This is a genomic window from Burkholderia sp. Bp9142, assembly GCF_003853415.1.
Taxonomy (GTDB): Bacteria; Pseudomonadota; Gammaproteobacteria; order Burkholderiales; family Burkholderiaceae; genus Burkholderia.
Genome location: NZ_QTPP01000006.1, coordinates 67,505 through 90,934 on the forward strand (window position 1 = coordinate 67,505; position 23,430 = coordinate 90,934).

21 protein-coding genes are annotated in these 23,430 nt (G+C 68.6%); 7 read left to right on the forward strand and 14 right to left on the reverse strand.

What is annotated here, in order from left to right; translation table 11 throughout:
• Positions 1 to 17: 17 nt before the first annotated feature.
• The 4 genes from DIE22_RS08920 to DIE22_RS08935 form a co-directional block, all read right to left on the reverse strand.
• Complete coding sequence (locus DIE22_RS08920) at positions 18 to 1,343, reverse strand: sugar ABC transporter substrate-binding protein (RefSeq protein ID WP_124499764.1); 1,326 nt, start codon at positions 1,341 to 1,343, stop codon at positions 18 to 20.
• Positions 1,344 to 1,418: 75 nt separating this feature from the next.
• Positions 1,419 to 2,771: a D-tagatose-bisphosphate aldolase, class II, non-catalytic subunit gene (locus DIE22_RS08925; RefSeq protein WP_124604902.1), complete on the reverse strand. Its 1,353-nt coding sequence runs from the start codon at positions 2,769 to 2,771 to the stop codon at positions 1,419 to 1,421.
• A complete protein-coding gene (locus DIE22_RS08930) occupies positions 2,759 to 3,715 on the reverse strand; it encodes a sugar kinase (protein WP_124499762.1) in 957 nt (318 codons plus the stop codon). Before DIE22_RS08930 ends, DIE22_RS08925 begins: the two co-directional genes overlap by 13 nt.
• 75 nt (positions 3,716 to 3,790) lie before the next feature.
• A complete protein-coding gene (locus DIE22_RS08935) occupies positions 3,791 to 4,567 on the reverse strand; it encodes an L-iditol 2-dehydrogenase (protein WP_124604903.1) in 777 nt (258 codons plus the stop codon).
• Between the two features lie 328 nt (positions 4,568 to 4,895).
• Here DIE22_RS08935 and DIE22_RS08940 point away from each other — a divergent pair, with 328 nt between their 5' ends.
• From DIE22_RS08940 to DIE22_RS08955, 4 genes are read left to right on the forward strand one after another with little or no spacing between them, the layout of a single operon-like run.
• Positions 4,896 to 5,357: a Fur family transcriptional regulator gene (locus tag DIE22_RS08940; RefSeq protein ID WP_124499760.1), complete on the forward strand. Its 462-nt coding sequence runs from the start codon at positions 4,896 to 4,898 to the stop codon at positions 5,355 to 5,357.
• Positions 5,358 to 5,405: 48 nt separating this feature from the next.
• Positions 5,406 to 6,320 carry a metal ABC transporter solute-binding protein, Zn/Mn family gene (locus DIE22_RS08945; RefSeq protein WP_124604904.1) on the forward strand — a complete coding sequence of 305 codons (915 nt, stop codon included), beginning with the start codon at positions 5,406 to 5,408 and terminating at the stop codon, positions 6,318 to 6,320.
• 13 nt (positions 6,321 to 6,333) lie between these two features.
• Entirely contained in the window at positions 6,334 to 7,224 is an 891-nt protein-coding gene (locus DIE22_RS08950; RefSeq protein WP_124499758.1) for an ABC transporter ATP-binding protein, read from the forward strand.
• Positions 7,217 to 7,999, forward strand: a complete 783-nt coding sequence (locus tag DIE22_RS08955; RefSeq protein ID WP_124604971.1) for a metal ABC transporter permease — start codon at positions 7,217 to 7,219, stop codon at positions 7,997 to 7,999. The genes DIE22_RS08950 and DIE22_RS08955 overlap by 8 nt, the downstream gene beginning before the upstream one ends.
• A gap of 120 nt (positions 8,000 to 8,119) precedes the next feature.
• Here the strand turns inward: DIE22_RS08955 and fghA are convergent, their stop codons facing one another.
• Genes fghA through DIE22_RS08970 form a run of 3 tightly spaced genes read right to left on the reverse strand, consistent with a single transcriptional unit; the run spans position 8,120 to position 10,652 of the window.
• Positions 8,120 to 8,968 (reverse strand): S-formylglutathione hydrolase, encoded by an 849-nt coding sequence (fghA, locus tag DIE22_RS08960; RefSeq protein WP_124604905.1) that lies wholly within the window; start codon positions 8,966 to 8,968, stop codon positions 8,120 to 8,122.
• A 15-nt stretch (positions 8,969 to 8,983) separates the two neighbouring features.
• Positions 8,984 to 9,205: a hypothetical protein gene (locus DIE22_RS38135; protein ID WP_185640576.1), complete on the reverse strand. Its 222-nt coding sequence runs from the start codon at positions 9,203 to 9,205 to the stop codon at positions 8,984 to 8,986.
• Positions 9,206 to 9,215: 10 nt separating this feature from the next.
• A complete protein-coding gene (locus tag DIE22_RS08970) occupies positions 9,216 to 10,652 on the reverse strand; it encodes a xylulokinase (protein WP_124499755.1) in 1,437 nt (478 codons plus the stop codon).
• A 448-nt stretch (positions 10,653 to 11,100) separates the two neighbouring features.
• Between DIE22_RS08970 and DIE22_RS08975 the strand changes: the two genes are divergently transcribed.
• Positions 11,101 to 12,477, forward strand: coding sequence for a nucleobase:cation symporter-2 family protein (locus tag DIE22_RS08975; RefSeq protein WP_185640577.1), 1,377 nt, complete (start codon positions 11,101 to 11,103; stop codon positions 12,475 to 12,477).
• 243 nt (positions 12,478 to 12,720) lie between these two features.
• Here DIE22_RS08975 and DIE22_RS08980 read toward each other — a convergent pair whose 3' ends face one another.
• Genes DIE22_RS08980 through DIE22_RS08990 form a run of 3 tightly spaced genes read right to left on the reverse strand, consistent with a single transcriptional unit; the run spans position 12,721 to position 18,713 of the window.
• Complete coding sequence (locus DIE22_RS08980) at positions 12,721 to 14,244, reverse strand: efflux transporter outer membrane subunit (protein WP_124499753.1); 1,524 nt, start codon at positions 14,242 to 14,244, stop codon at positions 12,721 to 12,723.
• Positions 14,244 to 17,444, reverse strand: coding sequence for an efflux RND transporter permease BpeB (gene bpeB / locus DIE22_RS08985; RefSeq protein ID WP_124499752.1), 3,201 nt, complete (start codon positions 17,442 to 17,444; stop codon positions 14,244 to 14,246). The genes DIE22_RS08980 and bpeB overlap by 1 nt, the downstream gene beginning before the upstream one ends.
• Before the next feature lie 15 nt (positions 17,445 to 17,459).
• Positions 17,460 to 18,713 carry an efflux RND transporter periplasmic adaptor subunit gene (locus DIE22_RS08990; RefSeq protein ID WP_124499751.1) on the reverse strand — a complete coding sequence of 418 codons (1,254 nt, stop codon included), beginning with the start codon at positions 18,711 to 18,713 and terminating at the stop codon, positions 17,460 to 17,462.
• A gap of 398 nt (positions 18,714 to 19,111) precedes the next feature.
• On the opposite strand from DIE22_RS08990, the gene DIE22_RS08995 reads away from it, so the two are divergent.
• The gene (locus DIE22_RS08995) at positions 19,112 to 19,753 is read left to right on the forward strand and encodes a TetR family transcriptional regulator (RefSeq protein WP_124499750.1); all 642 of its coding nucleotides are present in this window, start codon (positions 19,112 to 19,114) and stop codon (positions 19,751 to 19,753) included.
• Between the two features lie 114 nt (positions 19,754 to 19,867).
• On the opposite strand, the gene DIE22_RS09000 is transcribed toward DIE22_RS08995, so the two are convergent.
• Positions 19,868 to 20,521 (reverse strand): cysteine hydrolase family protein, encoded by a 654-nt coding sequence (locus DIE22_RS09000; RefSeq protein ID WP_124499749.1) that lies wholly within the window; start codon positions 20,519 to 20,521, stop codon positions 19,868 to 19,870.
• Positions 20,522 to 20,673: 152 nt separating this feature from the next.
• On the opposite strand from DIE22_RS09000, the gene DIE22_RS09005 reads away from it, so the two are divergent.
• On the forward strand, positions 20,674 to 21,675 hold the full coding sequence (locus tag DIE22_RS09005) for a helix-turn-helix domain-containing protein (RefSeq protein WP_124499748.1): 1,002 nt from the start codon (positions 20,674 to 20,676) through the stop codon (positions 21,673 to 21,675).
• A gap of 54 nt (positions 21,676 to 21,729) precedes the next feature.
• Here the strand turns inward: DIE22_RS09005 and DIE22_RS09010 are convergent, their stop codons facing one another.
• From DIE22_RS09010 to DIE22_RS09020, 3 genes are all read right to left on the reverse strand, one after another.
• Positions 21,730 to 22,440: a CoxG family protein gene (locus tag DIE22_RS09010; protein ID WP_124499747.1), complete on the reverse strand. Its 711-nt coding sequence runs from the start codon at positions 22,438 to 22,440 to the stop codon at positions 21,730 to 21,732.
• Positions 22,441 to 22,468: 28 nt separating this feature from the next.
• Positions 22,469 to 22,828, reverse strand: coding sequence for a DUF427 domain-containing protein (locus tag DIE22_RS09015; RefSeq protein ID WP_124499746.1), 360 nt, complete (start codon positions 22,826 to 22,828; stop codon positions 22,469 to 22,471).
• A 137-nt stretch (positions 22,829 to 22,965) separates the two neighbouring features.
• Entirely contained in the window at positions 22,966 to 23,403 is a 438-nt protein-coding gene (locus tag DIE22_RS09020; RefSeq protein WP_124604907.1) for a carboxypeptidase-like regulatory domain-containing protein, read from the reverse strand.
• Positions 23,404 to 23,430 lie beyond the last annotated feature (27 nt).

A 23,430-nucleotide genomic window follows, 5' to 3' on the forward strand; every position in this document is an offset into this window, starting at 1 on the left:
GCACGGTGCGGGCCGCGTTACTTCCTGTAGCCGGCCTGCCGGACCGCGCGGTCGGCGGCGGCCTGCCCGGCGGCGAGCGCCTGGTCGACCGTCATCTGGCCGGCCACCGCGCCCGCGATCGACTGGCCGACCACCGTGCCGAACGACTGGAATTCGGGAATCCCGACGTACTGCACGCCCGTGTACGGCACCTTCTTCAGCGACGGATCGTTCGGGTCGGCCGTCTCGATCGCCTTCAGCACGAACTCCGAGAACGGCGCGGCGGCCTTGTACTCGGCACGCTGGTAGGTCGACGTGCGCGTGCCCGGCGGCACCGACGCCCAGCCCTCGTCCTTGCCGGCCATCTCGATGTACTGCTTCGACGTCGCCCACGCGATGAACTTGCGCGCGGCGTCCTGCTGCTTCGACGTCTTCGGCACGGCCAGCGCCCACGCCCACAGCCAGTGCGAGCCCTTCGGCGTGGCGGCGACCGGCGCGGCCGCGAACCCGATCCGGTCGGCGACCTGCGACTGCTGTTTGTTATAGAGCATCCCGGCCGCGACCGTCGCATCGATCCACATCGCGCACTTGCCCGATGCGGTCAGGGTCAGGTTCTCGTTGAAGCCGTTGGAGCTCGCTCCCGGCGGCCCGTTCTTCTTCAGCAGGTTCACGTAGAAATTGATCGCCTTCTTCCATTCCGGCGACGTCAGCTGCGCGTTCCAGTTCTCGTCGAACCAGCGCCCGCCGAACGTGTTCACGACCGTCGACACGTACGCCATGTTCTCGCCCCAGCCGGCCTTGCCGCGCAGGCAGATCCCGTAGGTGCCCTTCGCCTTGTCGGTGAGCTTGTCCGCGAACTCGGCGATCTGGTCGTAGGTCGGCTGGTCGGGCATCTTGAGCCCCTTCGCCGCGAACAGGTCCTTGCGGTAGAACGTCATCGAGCTCTCGACGTAGAACGGCAGCGCAAAGAGCTGGCCGTTGTACGACAGGCTGTCGCGCGCGGTCTTCACGATGTCGTTCAGGTCGTAGTCGGCGGGCAGCCCCGTCATCGGCGCGAGCCAGCCGCGCTTGCCCCACTGCGGCGTCTCGTAGGTGCCGATCGCCATCACGTCGAACTGGCCGCTGCCGGTCGTGATGTCGGTGGTCGCGCGCTGGCGCAGCACGTTCTCCTCGAGGATCACCCAGTTCAGCTTGATGTCGGGGTTCGCCTTCTCGAACGCCGGCGACAGCTTCTTCAACTCGATCATGTCCGGGTTGTTCAGCGTCGCGATCGTCAGCGTGCCGGCGGACGCCGCGCACGCGGCCGTCGCGAGCGCGGCTCCGGCGAAGCAGCGTACGGCGGCATCGAGCATCTTTCGTTGCATGGCATGTCTCCTGTGATTGTTCGAACTGTCGTCGGTGTTGCGTGTGTCGTGTTGCGTCGTTTCCGTTGCGGCCCGTCACGCCGGCCGCTGCATCCCGCACGCGCGCGCATAGTGCGCGATCACGTCGCGTATCCGGTGGCGCACCCACGCGCGCGGTTCCTTCGCGAGACCGCCCGCGCGGCACGCCGCGTACACGTCCGGCAGCCACTGCGCGACGAGCGTCTCGGGCACCGGCTGCCGCGCGAGGTTGTCGAACAGCTGCTCGACCGCCGCCGCGACGGCCGGCTGCAGCCAGTAGTAGCGGATCCGGTCGCTGTAGCTGAACTGGCGCGCGAGCCGCTGCTCGGTTTCGTCGCCGCGGTAGTACGGCGCCCAGTGCTCGGGCTGCGCGCGCATCGCGGCGTCGACCACGTCGCGCAAGCGCGAGCGCTGCGCGACGTCGTCGATCAGCGCGTCCTCGATGAAGGTGAGCGCGAACAGCGCCTCGCGCAGCGCGAAGGTCAGCGCGGGGCCGACCTTCAGCACCGCGAAGTGGTCGCGCACGAGCGCGGCAAGCGCGCCTTCGGTCTGGTAGTCGGTCGAATGCGCTTCGAACACGAGGCGCGGCGTGCGCAGAATGCTCGCGCCGAGCGACGCGGCCTTCGCGCTGTCGTAGTCGAGCACGTGGCGGTCGTCGAAGTCGACGCCCGGCTGCGCGACGATCGCGACCACGCGCGTCCATGCGTCGTCGAGCCCGGCCGCGGAGAAAGCGTCGCGGTGCGCGTCGAGCGTCGCGGCGATGCTGTCGCCGCGCGTGACCGCGATCCGCGCGATCGCGTCGCCGCCCGTGTCGCCCGCCACTTCGCCGCCCGGCGTCGGCACCTCGGTGCCGATCACGTAGACCGGCGCGACGCCGGTGCGCGCCGCCGCGTGTTCGGCCGCGCGGCACAGCTCGGCCGCGCGCGCGGCGATCGTGCGATCGTCGAGCCGCGCCGGGTCGTCGGCGCACGCCATGCTCGCATCGAGGTGGATCTTCTCGAAGCCGGCCTCGACATACGCGGCGACCATCGCAGCCGCTTCGCGCATCGCGTCGGCCGCGCGGCGGTGCCGCCACGGGTTCGGGCCCAGGTGGTCACCGCCGAGCACCAGCGCCGACGGCGCGAGCCCGCAGCGCTGCGCGATCGCATCGACGTCGCGCCGGAAATCGGCGGGCGTCATGCCCGTGTAGCCGCCGAGGTGGTTCACCTGGTTGCAGGTCGCCTCGATCAGGAGCGGCGAGCCGTCCGCGCGCGCGGCTTCGCACGCGGCCTCCAGCACCAGCCGGTGCGCGCTGCAGATCGAATAGATGCCGCGCTGCGCATCCGCGCGGTTCGCGTCGAAGATCATCCGCAGCACGGTTTGCGCGTGCGCGGCGCGCGGACGCTCGGCAATCGTCGTCAGGCCGGACATGCGACACCTCGTTCGGTCAGGAAGCGGTCGATCTCGGCCGCGCTGCTGTTGCCCTCCATCGGGCCGCGCCGCGTGACCGCGATCGCGCCGGCCGCGTTCGCGCGGCGCAGCGCGAGATCGATCGGCAGGCCGGCGACGAGGCTCGCGACCAGCGTGCCGCCGAAGCAGTCGCCGGCGCCGGTCGGATCGAGTTCGTCGACCGGCCAGGCCGGCGCGTCGACGCGGCTCGCACGGTCGAACGCGACGCTGCCGGCCGCACCGCGCTTGAGCACGACGCGCTCGAGCAGCGGATGCGTCGCGAGCAGCCCCGCGATCGCACGCTCGGCGGGCTGCGGCCCGCAGAAAAACGGCAGGTCGGCCTCGCTCGGCAGGAACAGGTGACACGCGGCGAGCATCGCATCGAGCGCCGCGCGCATCGGCCGGAAGCTCAGCATCTCGGGCCGCACGTTCGGGTCGAACGACACCTTCGCGCCGACGCGCGCCGCCTCGATCACGCCGCGCTGCACCGCCGCGATCGCCGAGTCGCTCGTCAGCGACGAGCCCATCACGTGGAAGTAGCGGCAGCCGTCGAACATCGCGGTGTCGACGTCGGATGCGTCGACGCACGCGGCCGCGCTGGTGGACAGGCTGAACACGAAGCTGCGCGAACCGTCGTCGCGATACGCGACGAACGCGGTGCCGGTCGGACGTGCGACGCGGCGGATGCGCGCGACGTCGACGCCGTCGCGCTCGAGCCGCGCGACGATCGCGTCGCCGAACGCATCACGGCCGACGCAGCCCGCATACGCGACGCGCGCGCCGAGCCGCGCGGCCTGGTCGGCGAAGATCGCCGGCGCACCGCTCGGGAACGGACCCGCGAACAGGCCCGGCGTGTCGAAACCCTGGCCGCGCCCGGCGGCGACGAATTCGGCCAGCAGTTCGCCGGCGACGACGATCTCGGCCATCAGGCGAGCCCTCGTTCGACGGCGGCCGCTGCGTCGCGGGCCGGCCGGCAGGTTGCGCGTGCGAGCGGCGCCATATCAGCTCATCCAGTTGCCGCCGTCGACGTTCAGCGTCTGGGCGGTGATGTAATCGGCGTCGGCCGACGCGAGGAACAGCGCGGCGCCCGTCAGGTCGCCCGGCACGCCCATCCGGCCGAGCGGCACGGCTTCGCCGACGAGCCGCTTCTTCTCGCCGAGCGGGCGATGCTCGTAGCGCGCGAACAGCGCATCGACCTGCTCCCACATCGGCGTGTCGACCACGCCCGGCGCGATGCCGTTCACGTTGATGCGGTGCGGCGCGAGCGCGAGCGCGGCCGACTGCGTGTAGCTGATCACCGCGGCCTTGGTCGCGCAGTAGTGCGAAACGAGCGCCTCGCCGCGACGCCCGGCCTGCGACGACATGTTGACGATCTTGCCGCCGCGGCCCTGCTCGACCATCCGCTGCGCAACCGCCTGCATCAGGAAGAACAGCCCTTTCACGTTGACCGCGAACAGCCGGTCGAACACGTCCCAGGATTCGTCGAGGATCGGGCGCATGTCGAACAGCGCCGCGTTGTTGAACAGGATGTCGATGCCGCCGAAGCGCTCGACGGCCGTCGCGACGACGCGCGCGATGTCGTCACGGCGCGTGACGTCCGCGGTGACGGCCACCGCACGGCCGGGATGCGCCTCGATCAGCCGCGCGAGCGAACCGCCCGCCGGCTTCACGTCGACCAGCACGCAGCGCGCGCCCTCGTCCAGATAGCGTTGCGCGACCGCTTCGCCGATGCCGCTTGCCGCGCCCGTCAGGATCGCGACCTTGTCTTCCAGTCTCACGGGTTGTCTCCGGTTCGTTCTGCTGCACGAAGGCCGCGAGGTGAGCGAACGCTCGCCGGCCGATCAATTGCTCTGTTGTTGATCGAATGATCGGATACGCGATTCGCGCTGTCAAGGCGACACGGCGGCTTTCGATGATGCGCTGCGGCACGGCGACATCGGTTACGGACCCGCGCGCCAATCCCGATAAGGCGCCGCGCGCCGGGTGCGGCGCGGCTGACACGGCGATGAAGGGGACGAAGCGTGTGCGCGGGGCGGAATTCGGGCTGCACGGCGGGAAGATACGTTATATCATCGCCATACTTCGTTTTATCGCCTGCTCCACGCCATGGCCACCTCATCGCCCATCGACGCCCGGCTGTCCCGGGCCGACGCATTCGCCGCCGAGCACGGGCTCGCGTGGACGCCGCTGCGCCGCCAGGTCTACGAACACGTGCTGGCCGCGCTGCGCCCGATCGGCGCGTACGACCTGCTCGCCGAGCTCGAGCCGCAGCGCGGCCGTGTGCCGCCCACGACCGTCTATCGCGCGCTGGATTTCCTCGTCGAGCACGGTTTCATCCACCGGATCGAATCGAAGAACGCGTTCTTCGCGTGCTGCGAGATCGGCGTGCCGCACGAAGGCCAGTTCCTGATCTGCGATGCGTGCGGCGAGACCGTCGAGATTCCGGGCAGCGACCTCGCGAAACAGTTGTCCGCGAGCGAGCCTGCGCACGGGTTCGAAGTCCACCACCAGGTCGTCGAGCTGAACGGCCTGTGCGGGCACTGCAAGGGCAAGCCCGCGCAACGCTGACGCCGCATCGCGCCGCGCACGGCGCCGCCCTTTCCAACGAGGAGTTTCATGTCCATTGCCCTGAAGCGCGCGCCGCGGCGCGCCCTGCCGCTTGCCCGCCTGCTGGCCGCCGCGGTCGCCGTGCTGTCGATCGCGGCGCCCGCGTTCGCGCAGGCCGCGACCGTCAACGTCGTCGCCGCGGAGAATTTCTATGGTGACGTCGCATCGCAGATCGGCGGCCACCATGTCGCGGTCACCAGCATCCTCAGCAGTCCCGACCAGGATCCGCACCTGTTCGAAGCGAGCCCGAAGACCGCGCGCGCGCTGCAGCATGCGCAGGTCGTGATCTACAACGGCGCGGACTACGATCCGTGGATGGGCAAGCTGCTCGGCGCGTCGAAGCAGGCGAAGCGCGCGACGATCGTCGTCGCCGATCTGGTCGGCAGGAAGGCCGGCGACAACCCGCACCTGTGGTACGACCCGGCGACCATGCCGGCCGCCGCGCGCGCGATCGCGGCCGAGCTCGGCCGCGCCGATCCGGCGAACAAGGCCGACTACGGCGCGAACCTGCAGAAGTTCGTCGCGTCGCTCAAGCCTGTCGACGACAAGATCGCCGCGCTGCGCGCGCGGTACAAGGGCGTGCCGGTGACGGCCACCGAGCCGGTGTTCGGCTACATGTCCGACGCGATCGGCCTCGACATGCGCAACCAGCGCTTCCAGCTCGCGACGATGAACGACACCGAAGCCAGCGCACAGGACGTCGCCGCGTTCGAGAACGACCTGCGCAAGCAGCAGGTGCGCGTGCTGATCTACAACAGCCAGGCCGAAGCGCCGATGACCAAGCGCCTGCTGAAGGTCGCGCGCGACGGCGGCGTGCCGAGCGTGAGCGTCACCGAGACGCAGCCGGCCGGCAAGACCTTCCAGCAATGGATGGCCGGCCAGCTCGACGCGCTCGCGGCCGCACTTTCCGCCAGCAAGAAATGACCCACGCAACGAAATGACCGCCACTCCCCACGCACTCGCACTCGATCACGTCACGCTCGAACTGGGCGGCCGCACGATCCTGCGCGACGTCAGCTTTTCGATCGAACCCGGCGAATTCGTCGGCGTGCTCGGGCCGAACGGGGCGGGCAAGACGACGCTGATGCGCGCGGTGCTCGGCCTCGTGCCCGTCACGGGCGGCACGCTGTCGGTCGGCGACGTGCCGGTCGTGCGCGGCAACGCGTCGATCGGCTACATGCCGCAGATCAGGAGCGGCCTCGCGAATCGGCGGATGCGCGGCTACGACTTCGTCGCGATGGCCGCCGACGGCCATCGCTGGGGGCTGCCGCACACGAACGCCGCGACGCGGCGCGACGTCGACCGCGTGCTCGACCTCGTCGGCGGCCCGACGCTCGCGCGCCGGCCGCTGTCGGAACTGTCGGGCGGCGAGCGGCAGCGCCTGCTGCTCGCGCAGTGCCTGCTCGGCAGCCCGAAGCTGCTGCTGCTCGACGAGCCGCTGATCAGCCTCGATCCGAACCACCAGCGCGGCGTCGTCGAACTCGTGCGCAACGTGCAGCGCGAGCTCGGCATCACCGTGCTGTTCTCCGCGCACGAGCTGAATCCGCTCCTGAACGCGCTCGACCGCGTGCTATATCTCGGCAACGGCGTCGCGGCGCTCGGCACCGTCGACGAGGTGATCACCAGGCCGGTGCTGTCGCGGCTCTACGGTTCGCCGATCGACGTGATGCGCGTGAACGGCAAGATCTTCGTGATGTCGGGCGACGTCGAAATCGAGAAGCACGATCACGAACACGAGGACGACGACGGCCACTCGCACGGCGGTGGCGGCGGCCATGGCCATCACCACCACGGACACGCTCATCCGGGGCATTCGCACGATGTTTGAATACGACTTCATGATCAACGCGTTCGCCGCGTCGGGGATCGTCGCGGTGCTCGCGGGCATCGTCGGCTACTTCCTGGTGCTGCGCGGACAAACCTTCGCCGGCCACGCGCTGTCGCACGTCGGGTTCACCGGCGCGACCGGCGCGGTGCTGCTCGGCATCTCGCCGATCTGGGGGATGGTCGGCTTCACGCTCGCGGCCGGAATCGGGATGGGCGCGCTCGGCGAACGGCTCGCGGGCCGCGACGTCGCGATCGGCGTGATCCTGTCGGGCGCGCTCGGCTTCGGCCTGCTGTTCCTGCACTTCTACACGTCGTTCGCGACGCAGGTCACCGCGCTGCTGTTCGGCAACGTGCTCGCGGTCAGCCACGACACGCTCGCGGTGCTGGCCGGCATCGGCGCGGTGAGCCTCGTCGCGCTCGCGCTGATCGCGCGGCCGCTGCTGTTCGCGTCGCTGCAGCCCGAACTGGCCGAAGCCAAGGGCGTATCGCTGCGCACGGTGTCGATGCTGTTCCTCGCCGTGTGCGCGCTCGCGGTGGCCGCGGCGACGCAGATCGTCGGCGTGCTGCTGGTGTTCACGCTGCTGGTCGGGCCGGCCGCGGCCGCACAGAACGTGTCGACGCGGCTGTCGACCGGCGTGCTGCTCGCCGCGCTGTTCGCGCTGTTCGAGGCATGGGTCGGGATCGCGCTCGCGTATCACACCGACTGGCCGACGAGCTTCTGGATCACCGCGCTGTCCGCGCTCGTATACAGCGCGAGCCTGCTGCGGCGCCACTGATCGTCGAGCGACGACAATGAAAACGCCAGCATGCCCGATGAAAGGCAGCCGGCGTTTTTTCATGCTTCATGCGCGCGCGACCTGCGGCGCGCGGCGCGGATTACAGGCTTCGTGCGCCGGTCACCGTGCCAGCACCCGCGCATGATGCGCGATGTGATCGGCGATGAACGTCGAGATGAAGTAGTAACCGTGGTCGTAACCTTCATGCCGGCGCAGCGTCAGCGGCTGGCCGGCCTGCGCGCACGCGGCTTCGAACACGTCCGGGTTCAGCTGGTTCGCGAGAAACTGGTCGGCAAGGCCCTGGTCGACGAGGATGCCGTCCGCGAACTTCGGCGCATCCGCGCGCGCGACGAGTTCGCTCGCGTCGTGCTGCTTCCACGCTTCGCGAGCGTCGCCCAGGTAGCCCGAGAACGCCTTCTCGCCCCACGGGCAGCGCGTCGGCGCGGCGATCGGCGCGAACGCCGACACCGACCGGTACAGGTCGGGATGACGCAGCGCGAGCGTCAGCGCGCCGTGCCCGCCCATCGAGTGGCCGAAGATCCCGAGCCGCGCACCGTCGATCGGCAGTTCGGCCGTGACGAGATCACGCAGTTCGCCCGTCACGTACGACTCCATCCGGTAATGCGTCGACCACGGCGCTTGCGTCGCGTCGACATAGAAGCCCGCGCCGACGCCGAAATCCCACGCATCGGCCTCGCCCGCCACGCCCGCGCCGCGCGGGCTCGTATCGGGCATCACGAGTGCGACGCCGTGCTGCGCCGCATACTGCTGCGCGCCGCCCTTGATCGCGAACGTCTCCTCGGTGCACGTGAGCCCCGCGAGATAGAACAGCGCCGGCACGCGACCGTGCGCCGCCTGCGGCGGCAGGTACACCGAGAACTTCATCGGCAGGCCGATCGCCTTCGAATCGTGGCGATAGAAGCGTTGCTCGCCACCGTGGCAAGCATGCGAAGAAACGAGTTCGAGCATGGGGTTCCCTTCCGTTCAATACAGCACGATCGGGCGAATCGATTCGCCCGTCTTCATCGGTTCGACGCCGTCGTCGAGCATCTCGAGCGGCAGCGCGTGCGTGATCAGGTCAAGCCGTGCCGCGCGACACGGCGAAACCGTATCGCGCCCGGCATGATCCCCGATCCCGCCGACCATCGCGTGCGGGAAACAGTCGCCGGCTTGCCGCGAGACGTCACCGCCGTCGCGACAGGACAAGTGTCCGAGTTTAAACGCCGCTCGCGAACCACGCATCCGTTCGCGCATACAGATCGATGAAACGCGCATGGCGTGCGGCCAGCGCGCGATCGTCGCGCGGCGCGGCGACCGGCGATGCAGCCGGCGCCAGCGTGCGCAGCGCGTCGTCGCGCCAGTGCCCGAGCGCGACGCCCGCGAGCAGCGCGGCGCCGCGGGTCGCGGCGTTCGGGCAATCGACCGCGTCGAGCGACGCGCCGAGCGCATCCGCGAGCAACTGGCGCCAGCGCGGATCGACCGAGCCGCCGCCGGCAAGGCGCAGCGTCGTCACCGGATCGGCCCGGTTCGCATCGCGGATCGCATCGAGCCCCGCGCGCAACGCAAACGCGACGCCTTCGAATGCGGCGCGCATCATCGCGCCGCGCGGGTCGCCGAGCCCGAGACCGAGCCAGCCGCCGCGCGCATCCGGATTCATCCACGGCGAACGCTCGCCCGTCAGGTACGGCAGGAAGCAGAGCCGCTCCGACGCCGGCTGCGCGAACGCGTCGTCGTACGCATCGGGCCAGCCCGGGTAGCCGAGCCAGCCGCGCACGGCTTCGAGCGCGAGCCCGACGTTCTGCATCGCGGCCATCGTGTAATAGCCGCCGCCGGCCGCCGTGCGATAGCGATGCAGTCCGCGCCGGGCGGGCGGCAACGCATCCGCGAGCACGACGATCTGGCCGCCGCTGCCGGTGGTCAGCAGCGCGTCGCCGGCCGCGACGAGTCCGCTGCCGAGCGCCGCACACGCGGTATCGGCCGCCCCCGTCGCCAGCGGCACGCCGGCCGGCAGCCCCAGTGCCGCCGCGGCCTTCGCAGCGAGCACGCCGCAATGCGCGCCCGACGCCCGCACCGGTGCGAACCGGTCGGCCGGCAGACCCAGCGAGTCGATCCGCGCCGTATCCCATGCGCCGTCCGGCGTCGCGAGCGCGGTCGCGCACGCGTCGCTCGGATCGGCCGCGACCTCGCCGCCCAGCGCGATGCGCAGCCAGTCCTTCGGCTGCACGGCCCAGCGTGCGGCCGGCAGTGCCCGCGGTTCGTGGGCGGCCAGCCAGCGCAACAGCGGGCCCGCCATGCCGGGCGCGACGGGATTCGGCGCGCCGGGCCAATCGGCCGCGTCCGCTTCGCGCACCGCGCGCGTATCGGGCCACAACAGCGCGGGGCGTACCGGCTGCCCGGCCGCATCGATCAGCACGACGCCATGCATCTGGCCGGAGAAGCCGATCGCGGCGACCTGTTCGCGCTCGCCGGCCGGCAGCCGCGCGGCGGCGCGCACGAGCGCCTGCCACCACGCGTCGGGCGCGATTTCGGCCCAGCCGGGCTGCGGCGACGACAGCGCATAAGGTTCGCTCGCCACCGCGCGCTCGATGCCATCGGCGTCGAGCGTGACGAGTTTGACGGAGCCGGTACCGAGGTCGATTCCGAGCAGGCGCATGACGGGATGGTGTATCGAGTGAACGGATATCGATGATAGCGGGATCGCGACACGCGCCCCGATTTGCGCGGCGCTTTTGGCAGCGCGGCGACGCGAAAACACGGCCGTGCACGACCGGTTTCGCCGGGCTGCACCTTGCCCGCCAAAACAGCCGCTCGCGGGTAAACCCGGCACGATTTTTCGCCGGTCGTTTTTGCCACTATGCCGCGGTCGCGATACACACCATAAAGCGACCGATATTTGACACGGGGCCCCGCGCTATTTTGGAGGGCTATAAAACCGGGGAACCTCACTCCAGCGGCAGTTTCCCGATGATCGACACCCTGCTCCATGCCGAAATGGCATATCGAACCAGCAAAGAACGGAATAGAACCCAGCGCTCTTGTTGCGTGGATTCATTCCGCATAACTTCGTATCACCCCGAAAACAAGATCATGGAGTGAGACAGATGCAATCGAACACGGTCCATCCGTGCGATGAGGTGCTGCCGACCGGCAAGCTTGTAACGCTTGGTCTCCAGCACGTCCTCGTCATGTACGCCGGCGCGGTCGCCGTGCCGCTTATCGTCGGCGGCGCGCTGAAGCTGCCGAAAGACCAGATCGCGTTCCTGATCAGCGCCGATCTGTTTTCGTGCGGCATCGCCACGCTGATCCAGACGCTCGGCCTGTGGATCTTCGGGATCCGCCTGCCCGTCATCATGGGCTGCACGTTCGCGGCCGTCGGCCCGATGATCGCGATCGGCACCAACCCCGGCCTCGGCATGCTCGACATCTTCGGCTCGACCATCGCGGCCGGCATCATCGGCATCGTGCTCGCGCCGATGATCGGCAAGCTGTTGCGGTTCTTCCCGCCGGTCGTGGTCGGCACCGTGATCGCGGTGATCGGGCTGTCGCTGATGGAAGTCGGGATCAACTGGGCAGCCGGCGGCGTCGGCAACCCCGAATACGGCAGCCCCGTCTACCTCGGCCTGTCGCTGCTCGTGCTCACGCTGATCCTGCTGATCAACAAGTACGGCCGCGGTTTCCTCGCGAACATCTCGGTGCTGCTCGGCATCGTCGCCGGCTTCGTGATCGCGTTTGCGATCGGCCGCGTGAATACCGACGGCGTTGCACACGCACCGTGGGTCGGCTTCGTGATGCCGTTCCACTTCGGCCTGCCGCACTTCGACCCGCTGTCGATCGCGACGATGGTCACGGTGATGTTCGTCACGTTCATCGAATCGACCGGCATGTTCCTCGCGGTCGGCGACATGGTTGATCGTCCGGTCAACCAGGAACGCCTCGTGCGCGGCCTGCGCGTCGACGGCCTCGGCACGCTGATCGGTGGCATCTTCAACTCGTTCCCGCATACGTCGTTCTCGCAGAACGTCGGCCTGATCGGCGTGACGGGCGTGAAGAGCCGGTTCGTCTGCGCAACGGGCGGCGTGATCCTGGTGATGCTCGGCCTGTTCCCGAAGATGGCGCAGGTCGTCGCGTCGGTGCCGCCGTTCGTGCTCGGCGGCGCGGGCATCGTGATGTTCGGGATGGTGGCGGCCAACGGCATCAAGGTGTTGTCGAAGGTCGACTTCGTGAACAACGCGCACAACCTGTTCATCGTCGCCGTGAGCGTCGGCATGGGCCTCGTGCCGGTCGTGTCGCCGCACTTCTTCTCGAAGCTGCCGCCCGCGCTCGCTCCGATCCTGCACAGCGGCATCCTGCTCGCGTCGGCCGCCGCCGTGATCCTGAACATCGTGTTCAACGGCGTGAAGGGCGAGAAGGACGCGCGTTGCGACATCCGCCGCGCAGGGCATGACTTCGACGGACGCCCGGCCGACGTGCATCATTGATCGGTCTGCGCCGATCCACGGCGCGATGCGGCAAAGAAAAAACGCCACGGCTTGCCGTGGCGTTTTGCTTTGCATGGGCGGGCGCACGATGCAGGCGGCGATGTCGGCGGTAACCGTCCGCACTCGCTGCAAACCGGCCGCACAAAAGAAACGCCACGGACTTTCGTCCGTGGCGTCGTCGCATTCCGGGGACCGCGACTTCAGCGAACCGGAGCGGTCGCCCGCCCCTGCCCGCCGTCGTGCTTACCCGTTCGTCGCCGCTGCCGACGCAGGCGCCGGTGCGGCCGCCTTGTCGTAGTCGACCGTCTGGTCCGGCGCGCGCGGCGTCTCGCCGGCCTGCTGGATCCAGCCGCCGCCCAGCGCACGATACAGATCGACCAGGTTCGTCCAGCGGGCCAGACGCGCGTTGATCAGCGACTGCTGCGCGGTGTACAGATCGGTTTGCGCGGTCAGCACCGACAGGTAGCTGTCGACGCCGTTCTTGTAGCGCAGGTCCGACAGATCGAAACGACGCTGCTGCGCGTGCTCGTTGCGCTCGAGCGCGGCGATCTGCTGGTCGTACGTGCCGCGTGCGGCCAGGCCGTCGGACACTTCGCGGAACGCCGACTGGATCGCCTTCTCGTAGTTGGCGATCTCGATGCGCTTCTGCACGTTCGCGAGGTTCAGGTTCGCGATGTTCTGCCCGCCTTCGAAGATCGGCATCGTGATCTGCGGCGCGAACGACCACGCCGCCGTGCCGGCCTTGAACAGGCCGCCGAGCGTCGGGCTGCCGGTGCCGAACGCGCCCGTCAGCGAGATGCGCGGGAAGAACGCCGCGCGTGCCGCACCGATGTTCGCGTTCGCGGCCAGGAGCGTCTGCTCGGCCTGCATCACGTCCGGACGACGCGTCAGCAGGTCGGACGGCAGGCCGGCCGGCACGTCCGTCAGCAGGTTCTGCGCGTCGAGCGGCATGCCCGCCGGCAGATCGTCCGGCAGCGGCTCGCCGATCAGCAGCACCAGTGCGTTCAACGCCTGCGCACGCGCACGTGCCTGTGCCTGCTGGTTCGACAGCGCCTGCTCGACCACCGTCTGCGCCTGACGCAGCTCGAGCTCGGAGCCCGTGCCGTTGTCGAACTGCAGCTTCGTCAGGTCGTACGACGCCTGCGCGGTCTTCAGCGTGTTTTCCGTGACCTTCAGCAGGTCGTCGGTCGACAACAGCGTCAGGTACTGATCCGCGACCTGCGACACGAGCGAGATCTCGGTGGCCTGCCGTGCATACGACGTCGACAGGTATTGCGCGAGCGCCTGGTCCTTCAGGCTCTGCACGCGGCCGAACAGGTCGAGCTCCCACGACGCGGACAGGCCGACGTTGTAGGCGCGCGAGATATACGGCGCGCCCGTCGTCGACAGGCCCCGCGGCACACGCTGGATATTGCCCGTGCCCGTGCCGTCGAGCGTCGGGAACAGGCCGGCGCGCGTGATCTGGTACTGCGCGCGCGCCGCCTCGATGTTCAGCACCGCGACCCGCAGGTCGCGGTTGTTCTTCAGCGCGATCTCGATCAGCCGCTGCAGGCGCGGATCGACGAAGAATTCGCGCCAGCCGATGGCGGTCGCCGCCTGGCCGTTCGCGCTGCGCGCGCCGGCAGCACCCGGCTGCGTCGCATAGACGCCGTCGGCCGGGTACGCCGGTGCGACGGGCGCGTCGGGCCGCGTGTAATGCGGCGCCATCGTGCAACCCGTGGCAAGGAGCGCGACCGCGATTGCAGTCAAAGCGTGTTTTTGCATCATCACTGTCCCTTCTTCTCGTCGTCGCCGTGGCCGCCCTTCTCCGCCTCGTGCATGTGATCCTGCGCAAGACGCAGCGCCTGGTCGACGTCTTCCTTCTCGCCGCTGAAGATCGCGCGGATCTTCACGAAGAACATCGGGATCATGAAGATCGCGAGGAACGTCGCCGTGATCATCCCGCCGATCACGCCGGTACCGATCGCGTGCTGGCTGGCCGAACCCGCGCCGTTGCTGATCGCGAGCGGCATCACGCCGAGAATGAACGCGAGCGACGTCATCAGGATCGGACGCAGCCGCAGGCGCGCCGCTTCCAGCGCGGCCTCGATCGGCCCCATCTTCTCCGTCTGCTGCAGTTCGCGCGCGAACTCGACGATCAGGATCGCGTTCTTCGCGGACAAGCCCACCGTGGTCAGCAGGCCGACCTGGAAGAACACGTCGTTCTCGAGGCCGCGCATCGTCGCCGCGAGCAGTGCGCCCACGACGCCGAGCGGCACCACCATGATCACCGAGAACGGGATCGACCAGCTTTCATACAGGGCCGCGAGACACAGGAACACGACGAGGATCGAGATCGCGTACAGGATCGGCGCCTGCGAGCCGGACTGGATTTCCTGGAACGACAGGCCGGTCCACGAATAGCCGATACCGACCGGCAGCTTCTTCGCAAGCCCTTCCATCGCGGTCATCGCCTGGCCGGTCGACTTGCCCGGTGCGGCCTGACCCTGGATTTCCATCGCCGACACGCCGTTGTAGCGCTCGAGCTTCGGCGAACCGTACGTCCAGTGACCGGTCGCGAACGCGCTGAACGGCACCATCCCGCCCGAACCGTTGCGCACGTACCAGATGTTCATGTCCTCCGGCGTCATCCGGAACGGCGCGTCCGACTGCACGTACACCTTCTTGATCCGGCCGTCGGTGTCGAGGAAGTTGTTCACGTACTTCGACGCCCACGCGATCGAGAACGTCTGGTCGATCGCATCCGCCGTCACGCCGAGCGCGTTCGCCTTCTCGCGATCGATGTCGACCTTGTACTGCGGCGTATCGTTCAGCCCGTTCGGACGCACGCCCTGCAGCGTCGGATCCTTCGAGGCCATCCCGAGCAGCTGGTTGCGAGCGGCCATCAGCGCATCGTGGCCGAGACCGGCGTTGTCCGTCAGCTCGAAGTCGAAGCCGGCGGCGGTGCCGAGTTCCGGAATCGACGGCGGGTTGAACGGGATCACGATCGCGTCCTTGTAGCCCGCGTAGCGGCCGAACATCCGGCCGATCAGCGCCTGGACCTTCTGGTTCGCGTGCTGACGCTGCGAGTAGTCCTTCAGGCGCACGAACACGAGACCCGAGTTCTGGCCGCGGCCGGCGAAGCTGAAGCCGTTGACCGTGAACGCCGATTCGACGATTTCCTTCTCGTCCTTCAGCAGGTAGTCGGAAATGTTCGCGAGCGTCTTCGCGGTCGTTTCCTGCGTCGACCCCGACGGCGTCTGCACGATCACGAACATCAGGCCCTGGTCTTCATCGGGCAGGAACGACTTCGGCAGGCGCACGAACAGCAGGCCAACCGCGACGATCACGACCAGATAGATGATGAGCCAGCGGCCCGAGCGCTTGATCACGTGGTGCACGCCGACGTGGTACTTGTCGCGGCTGTTGTTGAACGTGCGGTTGAACCAGCCGAAGAAGCCCTTCTTCTCCTCGTGATGCCCTTGCGGGATCGGCTTGAGGATCGTCGCGCACAGTGCCGGCGTCAGAATCAACGCGACCAGCACCGACAGCACCATCGCCGACACGATCGTCAGCGAGAACTGACGATAGATCGCGCCGACCGAACCGCCGGAGAACGCGACCGGCACGAACACCGCCGACAGCACGAGCGCCACGCCGACGAGTGCGCCGGTGATCTGGCCCATCGCCTTGCGGGTCGCCTCCTTCGGTGACAGCCCCTCTTCCGCCATCACGCGCTCGACGTTCTCCACCACCACGATCGCATCGTCCACCAGCAGGCCGATCGCGAGCACGAGGCCGAACATCGACAGCGTGTTGATCGAGAAGCCCACCAGCGACATGATCGCGAACGTGCCGAGCAGCACCACCGGCACCGCGATCGTCGGGATGATCGTGGCCCGCAGGTTCTGCAGGAACAGATACATCACGAGGAACACGAGCACGATGCCTTCGAGCAGCGTCTTGACCACTTCCTCGATCGACAGCTTCACGAACGGCGTCGTGTCGTACGGATACTTCACGACGAGGCCATGCGGGAAGAACGGTGCGAGCTCGTCGATCTTCGCGCGCACGGCCTTCGCGGTCGCGAGCGCGTTCGCGTTGGTCGCGAGCTGGATACCGAGCGCCGCGGTCGGCTGACCGTTGTACTTCGTGTCGAAGTTGTAGTTTTCGCCGCCGAGGCCGATCTGCGCGACGTCCTTCAGGCGAACCTGCGAGCCGTCCTGGTTGACCTTCAGCAGGATGTTGCCGAACTGCTCGGGCGTCTGCAGCAGCGTCGATTCGGTGATCGTCGCCTGCAGCACGGTGCCCGGCTTGGCCGGCGTGCCGCCGATCTGGCCGCCCGCGATCTGCACGTTCTGCGCGGTGATCGCGCTCGTCACGTCGACCGGCGTGAGGCCGTAGTTGGTCAGGCGGGTCGGGTCGAGCCAGATCCGCATCGCGTACTGCGAGCCGAACAGCGTGACGGTACCGACGCCGTTCAGCCGGCTGATCGGGTCCTTCACGTGCGACGCCACGAAGTTCGCGAGGTCGTACTTGTTCATGCTGCCGTCTTCGGAGTTGAAGGCGAGCACCAGCAGGAAGCTGCTGCTCGACTTCGTCACCGACAGGCCGAGCTGCTGCACGACCTGCGGCAGAACCGGCGTCGCGAGCGACAGCTTGTTCTGGACCTGGACCTGTGCGATGTCGGCGTTGGTGCCCGGCGCGAACGTCAGCGTGATCGTCGCGTTACCCGAGTCGTCACTCGTCGACGACATGTACAGGAAGTTGTCGAGACCGCTCATCTGCTGCTCGATCACCTGCGTCACCGTGTCTTCCACCGTCTTCGCGGAAGCGCCCGGGTAGTTCGCGGTGATCTGGATCGATGGCGGCGCGATCGTCGGATACTGCGCGATCGGCAGCGTGAAGATCGCCGCGACCCCGGCCAGCATCAGGATGATGGCGATCACCCACGCGAAGATCGGGCGATCGATAAAAAACTTTGCCATGAAACAGGCTCCCTGTTATTGCGCGCTCGAAGCAGCGGCGGCGCTCGCCGGCGCTGCGCCCGATGCGGCGGCACCCGAGGCGGCGGCGGCCGGCGCGGCGGATGCGGCTGCACCCGATGCCGCATTGGCGGCCGGCAGCTGCGCCGCGACCGACTTCACGGTCGCGCCCGGACGAACCTTGTCGACGCCCTGCACGATCACGCGGTCGCCCGCTTGCAGACCGCCTTCGACGACCCAGTTCTGCCCCTGCATGCCGGTCGTCTTCAGCGGACGCGGCTCGACCTTGTTGCCCGCGTTCACGACCATCGCGATCGCCTGGCCCTTCTGGTCGTGCGTGACGCCGATCTGCGGCACCAGGAACGCGTTCTCGTTCACGCCTTCCTCGATCCGTGCGCGCACGAACATCCCCGGCAGCAGCACGCGGCCCGGGTTCGGGAACACCGCGCGGATCGTCACCGAGCCCGTCGTCTGGTCGACCGTCACGTCCGAGAACTGCAGCTTGCCGGCCTCCGAGTAGGTCTTGCCGTCTTCCAGGATCAGCGACACCTTCGCCGCGCCCTGGCCGCTCGTCTTCAGGCGGCCGCTCTGCACGTCCTGGCGCAGCTTCAGCCCGTCGAGGCTCGACTGCGTCAGGTCGACGTAGACCGGATCGAGCTGCTGCACCGTCGACATCAGCGTCGCCTGGCTCGCCTGCACGTAGGCGCCCGGCGTCACTTGCGAAATGCCGACGCGGCCGGTGATCGGCGACACGACGTCCGTATAGCCGAGGTTGATCTGTGCGGTATCGACCGCTGCCTTGCCGGCCGCGACGTCCGCCGCGGCCTGCCCTTGCGTGGCGACCGCGTTGTCGTACTCCTGCTTGCTGACCGCGTTCGCGGCCACCAGCACCTTGTAGCGCGCGACCAGGGCGTTCTGCGTGACGAGGTTCGCCTGCGCCTTCGCGAGCGTCGCCTTCGCGCTGTTCAGCGCAGCGACGTACGGCGCCGGGTCGATCTTGTAGAGGCGCTGGCCGGCCTTGACGTCGCCGCCTTCGGTGAATTCACGGCGCAGCACGATGCCGTCCACCCGTGCGCGGACCTGCGCGACGAGGAACGCGCTGGTGCGGCCCGGCAGTTCGGTGAAGATCGGCACGGATTGCGGCTCGACGGTGACGACGCCGACTTCCGGCGTTTGCGGCGGCGGTGCCGATTCTTTTTTTCCGCAGGCAGCCAGGAAAACCGCGGCTGCCGCGACAGTGATCAAGCGGTATGGAACCCGTTCGACGCGCATGGAGCGACCTCTGTGTGTAACCAATGGAATAAGTGCGGCGCCCGAGCGGAACGCCACACGGATGCGCCTCGCGGCGCAGATCGAACACCTGAATTACTGGACTGCTGGATACAGCAAGTCGGCACGAGACCTCCATGCCGACGAGATGCCGCGAACTGCGGACTGGTACTTTGGCGGGAATCAGCAGAGTGGGATATTAACTGATTGCCACTTTGGCCATTCGATCGTAGGGTGGTATTGTATATACATTCACGAATGTATGTAAAAAGCCCGCTTGCCCGTCGCCGACCGTCAAGTCTTACGAATTATTACCAGTCGCAAGCATAGCGGCTCCGCGCGGCAGCGACGAGAGTTGCAGACCCTATATTCACCTACGATCGATCCATTCAGGCCTGCACATGGTCAGACGCACCAAGGAGGAGGCGCTCGAGACGCGCAACCGCATTCTCGACGCCGCCGAACACGTGTTCTTCGAGAAGGGCGTGTCGCACACGTCGCTCGCGGACATCGCCCAGCACGCCGGCGTGACGCGCGGCGCGATCTACTGGCATTTCGCGAACAAGAGCGAGCTGTTCGACGCGATGTTCGACCGTGTGTTCCTGCCGATCGACGAACTCAAGCGGATGCCGCTCGACGCGCCCGGCGGCAATCCGCTCGACAAGATCCGCAAGATCCTGATCTGGTGCCTGCTCGGCGTGCAGCGCGACTCGCAGTTGCGGCGCGTGTTCAGCATCCTGTTCATGAAGTGCGAATACGTCGCGGACATGGAGCCGCTGCTGCAGCGCAACCGCGCGGGGATGAGCGAGGCGCTGCACGCGATCGACGCCGATCTCGCGGTGGCCGTGCGGCTCAAGCTGCTGCCCGAGCGGCTCGACACGTGGCGCGCGACGCTGATGCTGCACACGCTCGTCAGCGGTTTCGTGCGCGACATGCTGATGCTGCCCGACGAAATCGACGCCGAGCAGCATGCGGAACAACTCGTCGACGGCTGCTTCGACATGATGCGCTACAGCCCGGCGCTGCTGAAGACGGGCGGCTGACCGGCAGCCGCTCCGACGGCGCGGGGCGCGCCGTTCCATCGCCATCGGCCGGTCGAACCGGCCATGCGCGGGCGCCAGCGGCGCCGCCCGATCCCCCTGCTCTCCCCGCCTCGCTCAGGCCGCCTTCGCGCGTTGCGCGCGGGCCCGCCGGTTCGACGCGGCCACCGAATCGCGCGTCGGCATCGCCGCGCCGCCCAGTCCCGCGATCCATGCATCGGTCGACATCACGGCCGCGAAATTCGACTGGAACACGACCGTGTACGCGCGATGAATCTCTTCGGCGCTCGCCGCGCCTGCTTCGTTCTCGTACGGCAACGCGCCCGTCGCGTCCGCCAGGTACTCGACGGCGAGCCCCGCGTGCGCCGCGTGATAGACCGTCGACGCATTGCAGTTGTGCGTCATGTAGCCGGCGACCGCGAGCGTGTCGATGCCGTGCGCGTCCAGCCACGCGCCGAGATCGGTACCGGCAAACGAGCTGGCCAGCGCCTTCACGATCAGGTGCGCATACGGCCGCTCGGCCACGACCGGATGCAGCGCGACGCCGTCCGTGCCGGGCGCGAAGATCGGCGCGCCCGCCGGCGCGACGTGCTGGACGACGATCACCGGCACGCCGGCCGCATGCGCGGCGTCGATCGCCCGGCCGATGTTCGCAAGCGAGACGTCGACGGGCGGATACTCGATCGGCAGGTTGCCCGTCACGTATTCGTTCTGGACATCGATCACGATCAGGGCACGGCGTGACGCGGAAGGCGATACGGCGTTCGACATGGCAGGCTCCGGGTTCGGCCGCGCCGCCTCGCTCCGGAACGGAGCGGCCAGCAGCGCGATGTGATGCATTGTCGGATCGCATCGCGCTCGCGGACAGTGGCCCGATTGCCATTCTTCGATAGAATCGGGCCATCGCCATTCCGGAGCCCGTCATGCGCGCCGTTGCGTCGTCCGTTGCCCCCGCCCCGACCGTCGTCGCCGTGATCGCGTACGACGGCATCAGCCCGTTCCACCTGTCGGTGCCGTCCGTCGTGTTCGGCAAGGAGCGCGATGCGGCTGCGATGCCCGCGTTCGATTTCCGGGTCTGTTCGGCCGAGCGCGGCCCGCTGTCGACGACGGGCGGCTTCACGATCACCGCGCCGTACGGGCTCGACGCGCTCGACGACGCGGACATCGTCATCGTGCCGGCATGGCGCGATCCCGACGAAGCGCCGCCGGGCGTGCTGGTCGACGCGGTACGCACGGCTGCCGCGCGCGGCGCGCAAGTCGTCGGCCTGTGCCTCGGCGCGTACGTGCTCGCCGCGGCCGGGCTGCTCGACGGGCGCCCGGCCACGACGCACTGGGCATGGGCCGACGACTTCGCGCAGCGCTTTCCGCGCGTGAAGCTCGACCCCGACGTGCTGTACGTCGACGACGGCAACCTGATGACGTCGGCCGGCACGGCCGCGGGGCTCGACTGCTGCCTGCACGTCGTGCGCCGCCGCTTCGGCTCCGACGCCGCGAACCGGATCGCGCGCCGTCTCGTGATCCCGCCGCACCGCCAGGGCGGGCAGGCGCAATACGTGCCGCAGCCGGTCGCCGCGCATCCGCGCGACGCGCGGCTCGCAGGCCTGCTCGACTGGGTGCGCGCGCATCTCGACGTCGCGCATAGCGTGGACTCGCTCGCCGAACGCGTGCTGATGAGCCGGCGCACGTTCACGCGCCACTTCCGCCAGGCGACGGGCACGACCGTCACCGCGTGGCTTCAGGCCGAGCGGCTCACGCGCGCGCAGCATCTGCTGGAAACCACCGGACAATCGATCGACGCGATCGCGCAGGCGGCCGGCTACGGCTCGAGCGTGTCGCTGCGCCAGCATTTCGCGGGCGCACTCGGCACGTCGCCGTCGGCGTATCGGAGGGAGTTTCGCGGCGCCGGGCCCGACGCGCGGCGCTAGCGACCGCCGCGCCGCCGGCGGGCAGCCGGGCAACGCGGTGGCGGGCGCAGCCGCTCAGGCGCCGTTGATCCAGCGCGCCGCATACAGCAGCAGCGCGACGAACACGATGATCGCCGCCCACGCCCAGACGGGCAGCGGGCCGGATGCGCGATGATGCAGGGCACTCGCGGCGCGGCCGCTCAGCGCGCCGCCGAGGTGCGGCGGCAGCGGACGCTTCGCCGCGGCCATCAGCGACGCGGGCCGCAGGAACACATGCTGGCGACGCTGCGGGCTCGGGCGGGCGCGGTTCGGCACGAGCCCGTGCTTCGCCTGCACGACCGCGCAGAATTCGCGGAAGAAATCGTCGGTCCACTCGTGCAGCGCATTCTCGATCTGCCGTGCCGGCAACTCGGCGAGCGGCCCGCTCGCCGTCGTCCACACCACGTATTCGATGCGCGTCGCGGCCGTGTCGTCATCGTCCGGCAGCAGCACGAGCTCGACCTGCCCGCGCAGCGCGCCGAGGCCGTCGGCCCGCGCCTTGAAGTTGAGCACGCGGCGCGGCCGCCCTTCCGCGTCGCCCTGTTCGCTCGCCGAATGCGCACGTACGTCGTAGCGCGCACGCAGCGGGCCGAGCGGGACCGTGATCGTCAGCGCGAACTCGCCGTGCGCGAGCTTCACGAACGATTCGCAGTGCTCGAAGCTCGCCCGCAGCAACGCGAGATCCTCGAGTGCCTCCCGCACGACAGCCGGCGCGAGCGGTACGCGTAACGTGTCGTTCAGTTCCATGATGCCTCCCCGATGAACACGCGCCGCATCAGGACGTCTCGACGAGATTGTCGACCCGTGCGGCATCGAAGGCGACGTAGTGCGCGAGCGCGGACGCGGCCTCCCCCGGTTCCTCGTAACTCCACGCGGCGTTCTCGATCACGCCGTCTTCGGTCTGCAGGTGGAAATACACGGCCAGGCCCCTCAGCGGACAAGCCGTCGTGACGCTCGACTTCACGAGCCTGTGCATGTTGACGTCGCCGCGCGGCAGGTAATGGATATCCGGCAGGCCCGTTTCGCGGACGGTCAGCGCGCCGTGCGAATCGGCATACGTGATGCCGCGATGGATCACGCGCACGCGATGGCGGTTCGGCACGATTTCAAGGTGATGGTCGGCGGCATCGGACATCGTTTCTCCTCCGGACGGCAGCCCCGGCGGGCAAGCCGGGCGCAGGAACGAAAAAGCCACGGCAGGGTGCCGTGGCTTTCATTATGGGCGAAAGTGCATCCGATTGCGCAACCCCGGCCGGGGTCGCGCGCGACGTGCTACTGCGCGCTCCACTGGAACGCGGCTTTCGCGCCGCCCTTCGCGCCGACCGTGACCGCGCGCGACTCATCGCTGCCCTGGTACGACGCCTGCACGGTGTAGCGCCCCGGCGGCAGCTTCACGAGCATGTACGGCCCGCGCGCATCCGCCTTCAGCACCTCGGTGCCCTTGCCGTCGACGATCCGCACATGGACGTCGGCCAGGAATTCGCCGCCCTTGCCGGTGAAGCGCAGCGCCAGCGGCCATGCCGCTTCGTTCTGCTCGAATGCCGTCGACTGGTCCTTGCCGATGCCGCCCGATACATAGCTGACATCGCCCTGCTGGCTCGCCGCGGGCAAGCCGTCCGATTGTGCGTACGCGCCGGGCGCGGCGGCGGCGAAGCCGGCGGCCAGCGCCGCGGCGACGGCAAATCGGGACACGTTGCGTAGATATTGCATGGCTCCCTCCTTTCGGGTCGGAACACA

What these genes read in the sequence shown, in the direction of transcription:
- fghA (WP_124604905.1), bottom strand. Translation starts at nt 8,968, where the DNA reads ATGCTCGAACTCGTTTCTTCGCATGCTTGCCACGGTGGCGAGCAACGC.
- DIE22_RS08980 (WP_124499753.1), bottom strand. Translation starts at nt 14,244, where the DNA reads ATGATGCAAAAACACGCTTTGACTGCAATCGCGGTCGCGCTCCTTGCC.
- DIE22_RS08930 (WP_124499762.1), bottom strand. Translation starts at nt 3,715, where the DNA reads ATGGCCGAGATCGTCGTCGCCGGCGAACTGCTGGCCGAATTCGTCGCC.
- DIE22_RS08945 (WP_124604904.1), top strand. Translation starts at nt 5,406, where the DNA reads ATGTCCATTGCCCTGAAGCGCGCGCCGCGGCGCGCCCTGCCGCTTGCC.
- DIE22_RS08925 (WP_124604902.1), bottom strand. Translation starts at nt 2,771, where the DNA reads ATGTCCGGCCTGACGACGATTGCCGAGCGTCCGCGCGCCGCGCACGCG.
- DIE22_RS08950 (WP_124499758.1), top strand. Translation starts at nt 6,334, where the DNA reads ATGACCGCCACTCCCCACGCACTCGCACTCGATCACGTCACGCTCGAA.
- DIE22_RS08970 (WP_124499755.1), bottom strand. Translation starts at nt 10,652, where the DNA reads ATGCGCCTGCTCGGAATCGACCTCGGTACCGGCTCCGTCAAACTCGTC.
- DIE22_RS09020 (WP_124604907.1), bottom strand. Translation starts at nt 23,403, where the DNA reads ATGCAATATCTACGCAACGTGTCCCGATTTGCCGTCGCCGCGGCGCTG.
- DIE22_RS08920 (WP_124499764.1), bottom strand. Translation starts at nt 1,343, where the DNA reads ATGCAACGAAAGATGCTCGATGCCGCCGTACGCTGCTTCGCCGGAGCC.
- DIE22_RS08940 (WP_124499760.1), top strand. Translation starts at nt 4,896, where the DNA reads ATGGCCACCTCATCGCCCATCGACGCCCGGCTGTCCCGGGCCGACGCA.
- DIE22_RS09010 (WP_124499747.1), bottom strand. Translation starts at nt 22,440, where the DNA reads ATGGAACTGAACGACACGTTACGCGTACCGCTCGCGCCGGCTGTCGTG.
- DIE22_RS08995 (WP_124499750.1), top strand. Translation starts at nt 19,112, where the DNA reads ATGGTCAGACGCACCAAGGAGGAGGCGCTCGAGACGCGCAACCGCATT.
- DIE22_RS09000 (WP_124499749.1), bottom strand. Translation starts at nt 20,521, where the DNA reads ATGTCGAACGCCGTATCGCCTTCCGCGTCACGCCGTGCCCTGATCGTG.
- DIE22_RS09005 (WP_124499748.1), top strand. Translation starts at nt 20,674, where the DNA reads ATGCGCGCCGTTGCGTCGTCCGTTGCCCCCGCCCCGACCGTCGTCGCC.
- DIE22_RS08990 (WP_124499751.1), bottom strand. Translation starts at nt 18,713, where the DNA reads ATGCGCGTCGAACGGGTTCCATACCGCTTGATCACTGTCGCGGCAGCC.
- bpeB (WP_124499752.1), bottom strand. Translation starts at nt 17,444, where the DNA reads ATGGCAAAGTTTTTTATCGATCGCCCGATCTTCGCGTGGGTGATCGCC.
- DIE22_RS08975 (WP_185640577.1), top strand. Translation starts at nt 11,101, where the DNA reads ATGCAATCGAACACGGTCCATCCGTGCGATGAGGTGCTGCCGACCGGC.
- DIE22_RS08955 (WP_124604971.1), top strand. Translation starts at nt 7,217, where the DNA reads ATGTTTGAATACGACTTCATGATCAACGCGTTCGCCGCGTCGGGGATC.
- DIE22_RS09015 (WP_124499746.1), bottom strand. Translation starts at nt 22,828, where the DNA reads ATGTCCGATGCCGCCGACCATCACCTTGAAATCGTGCCGAACCGCCAT.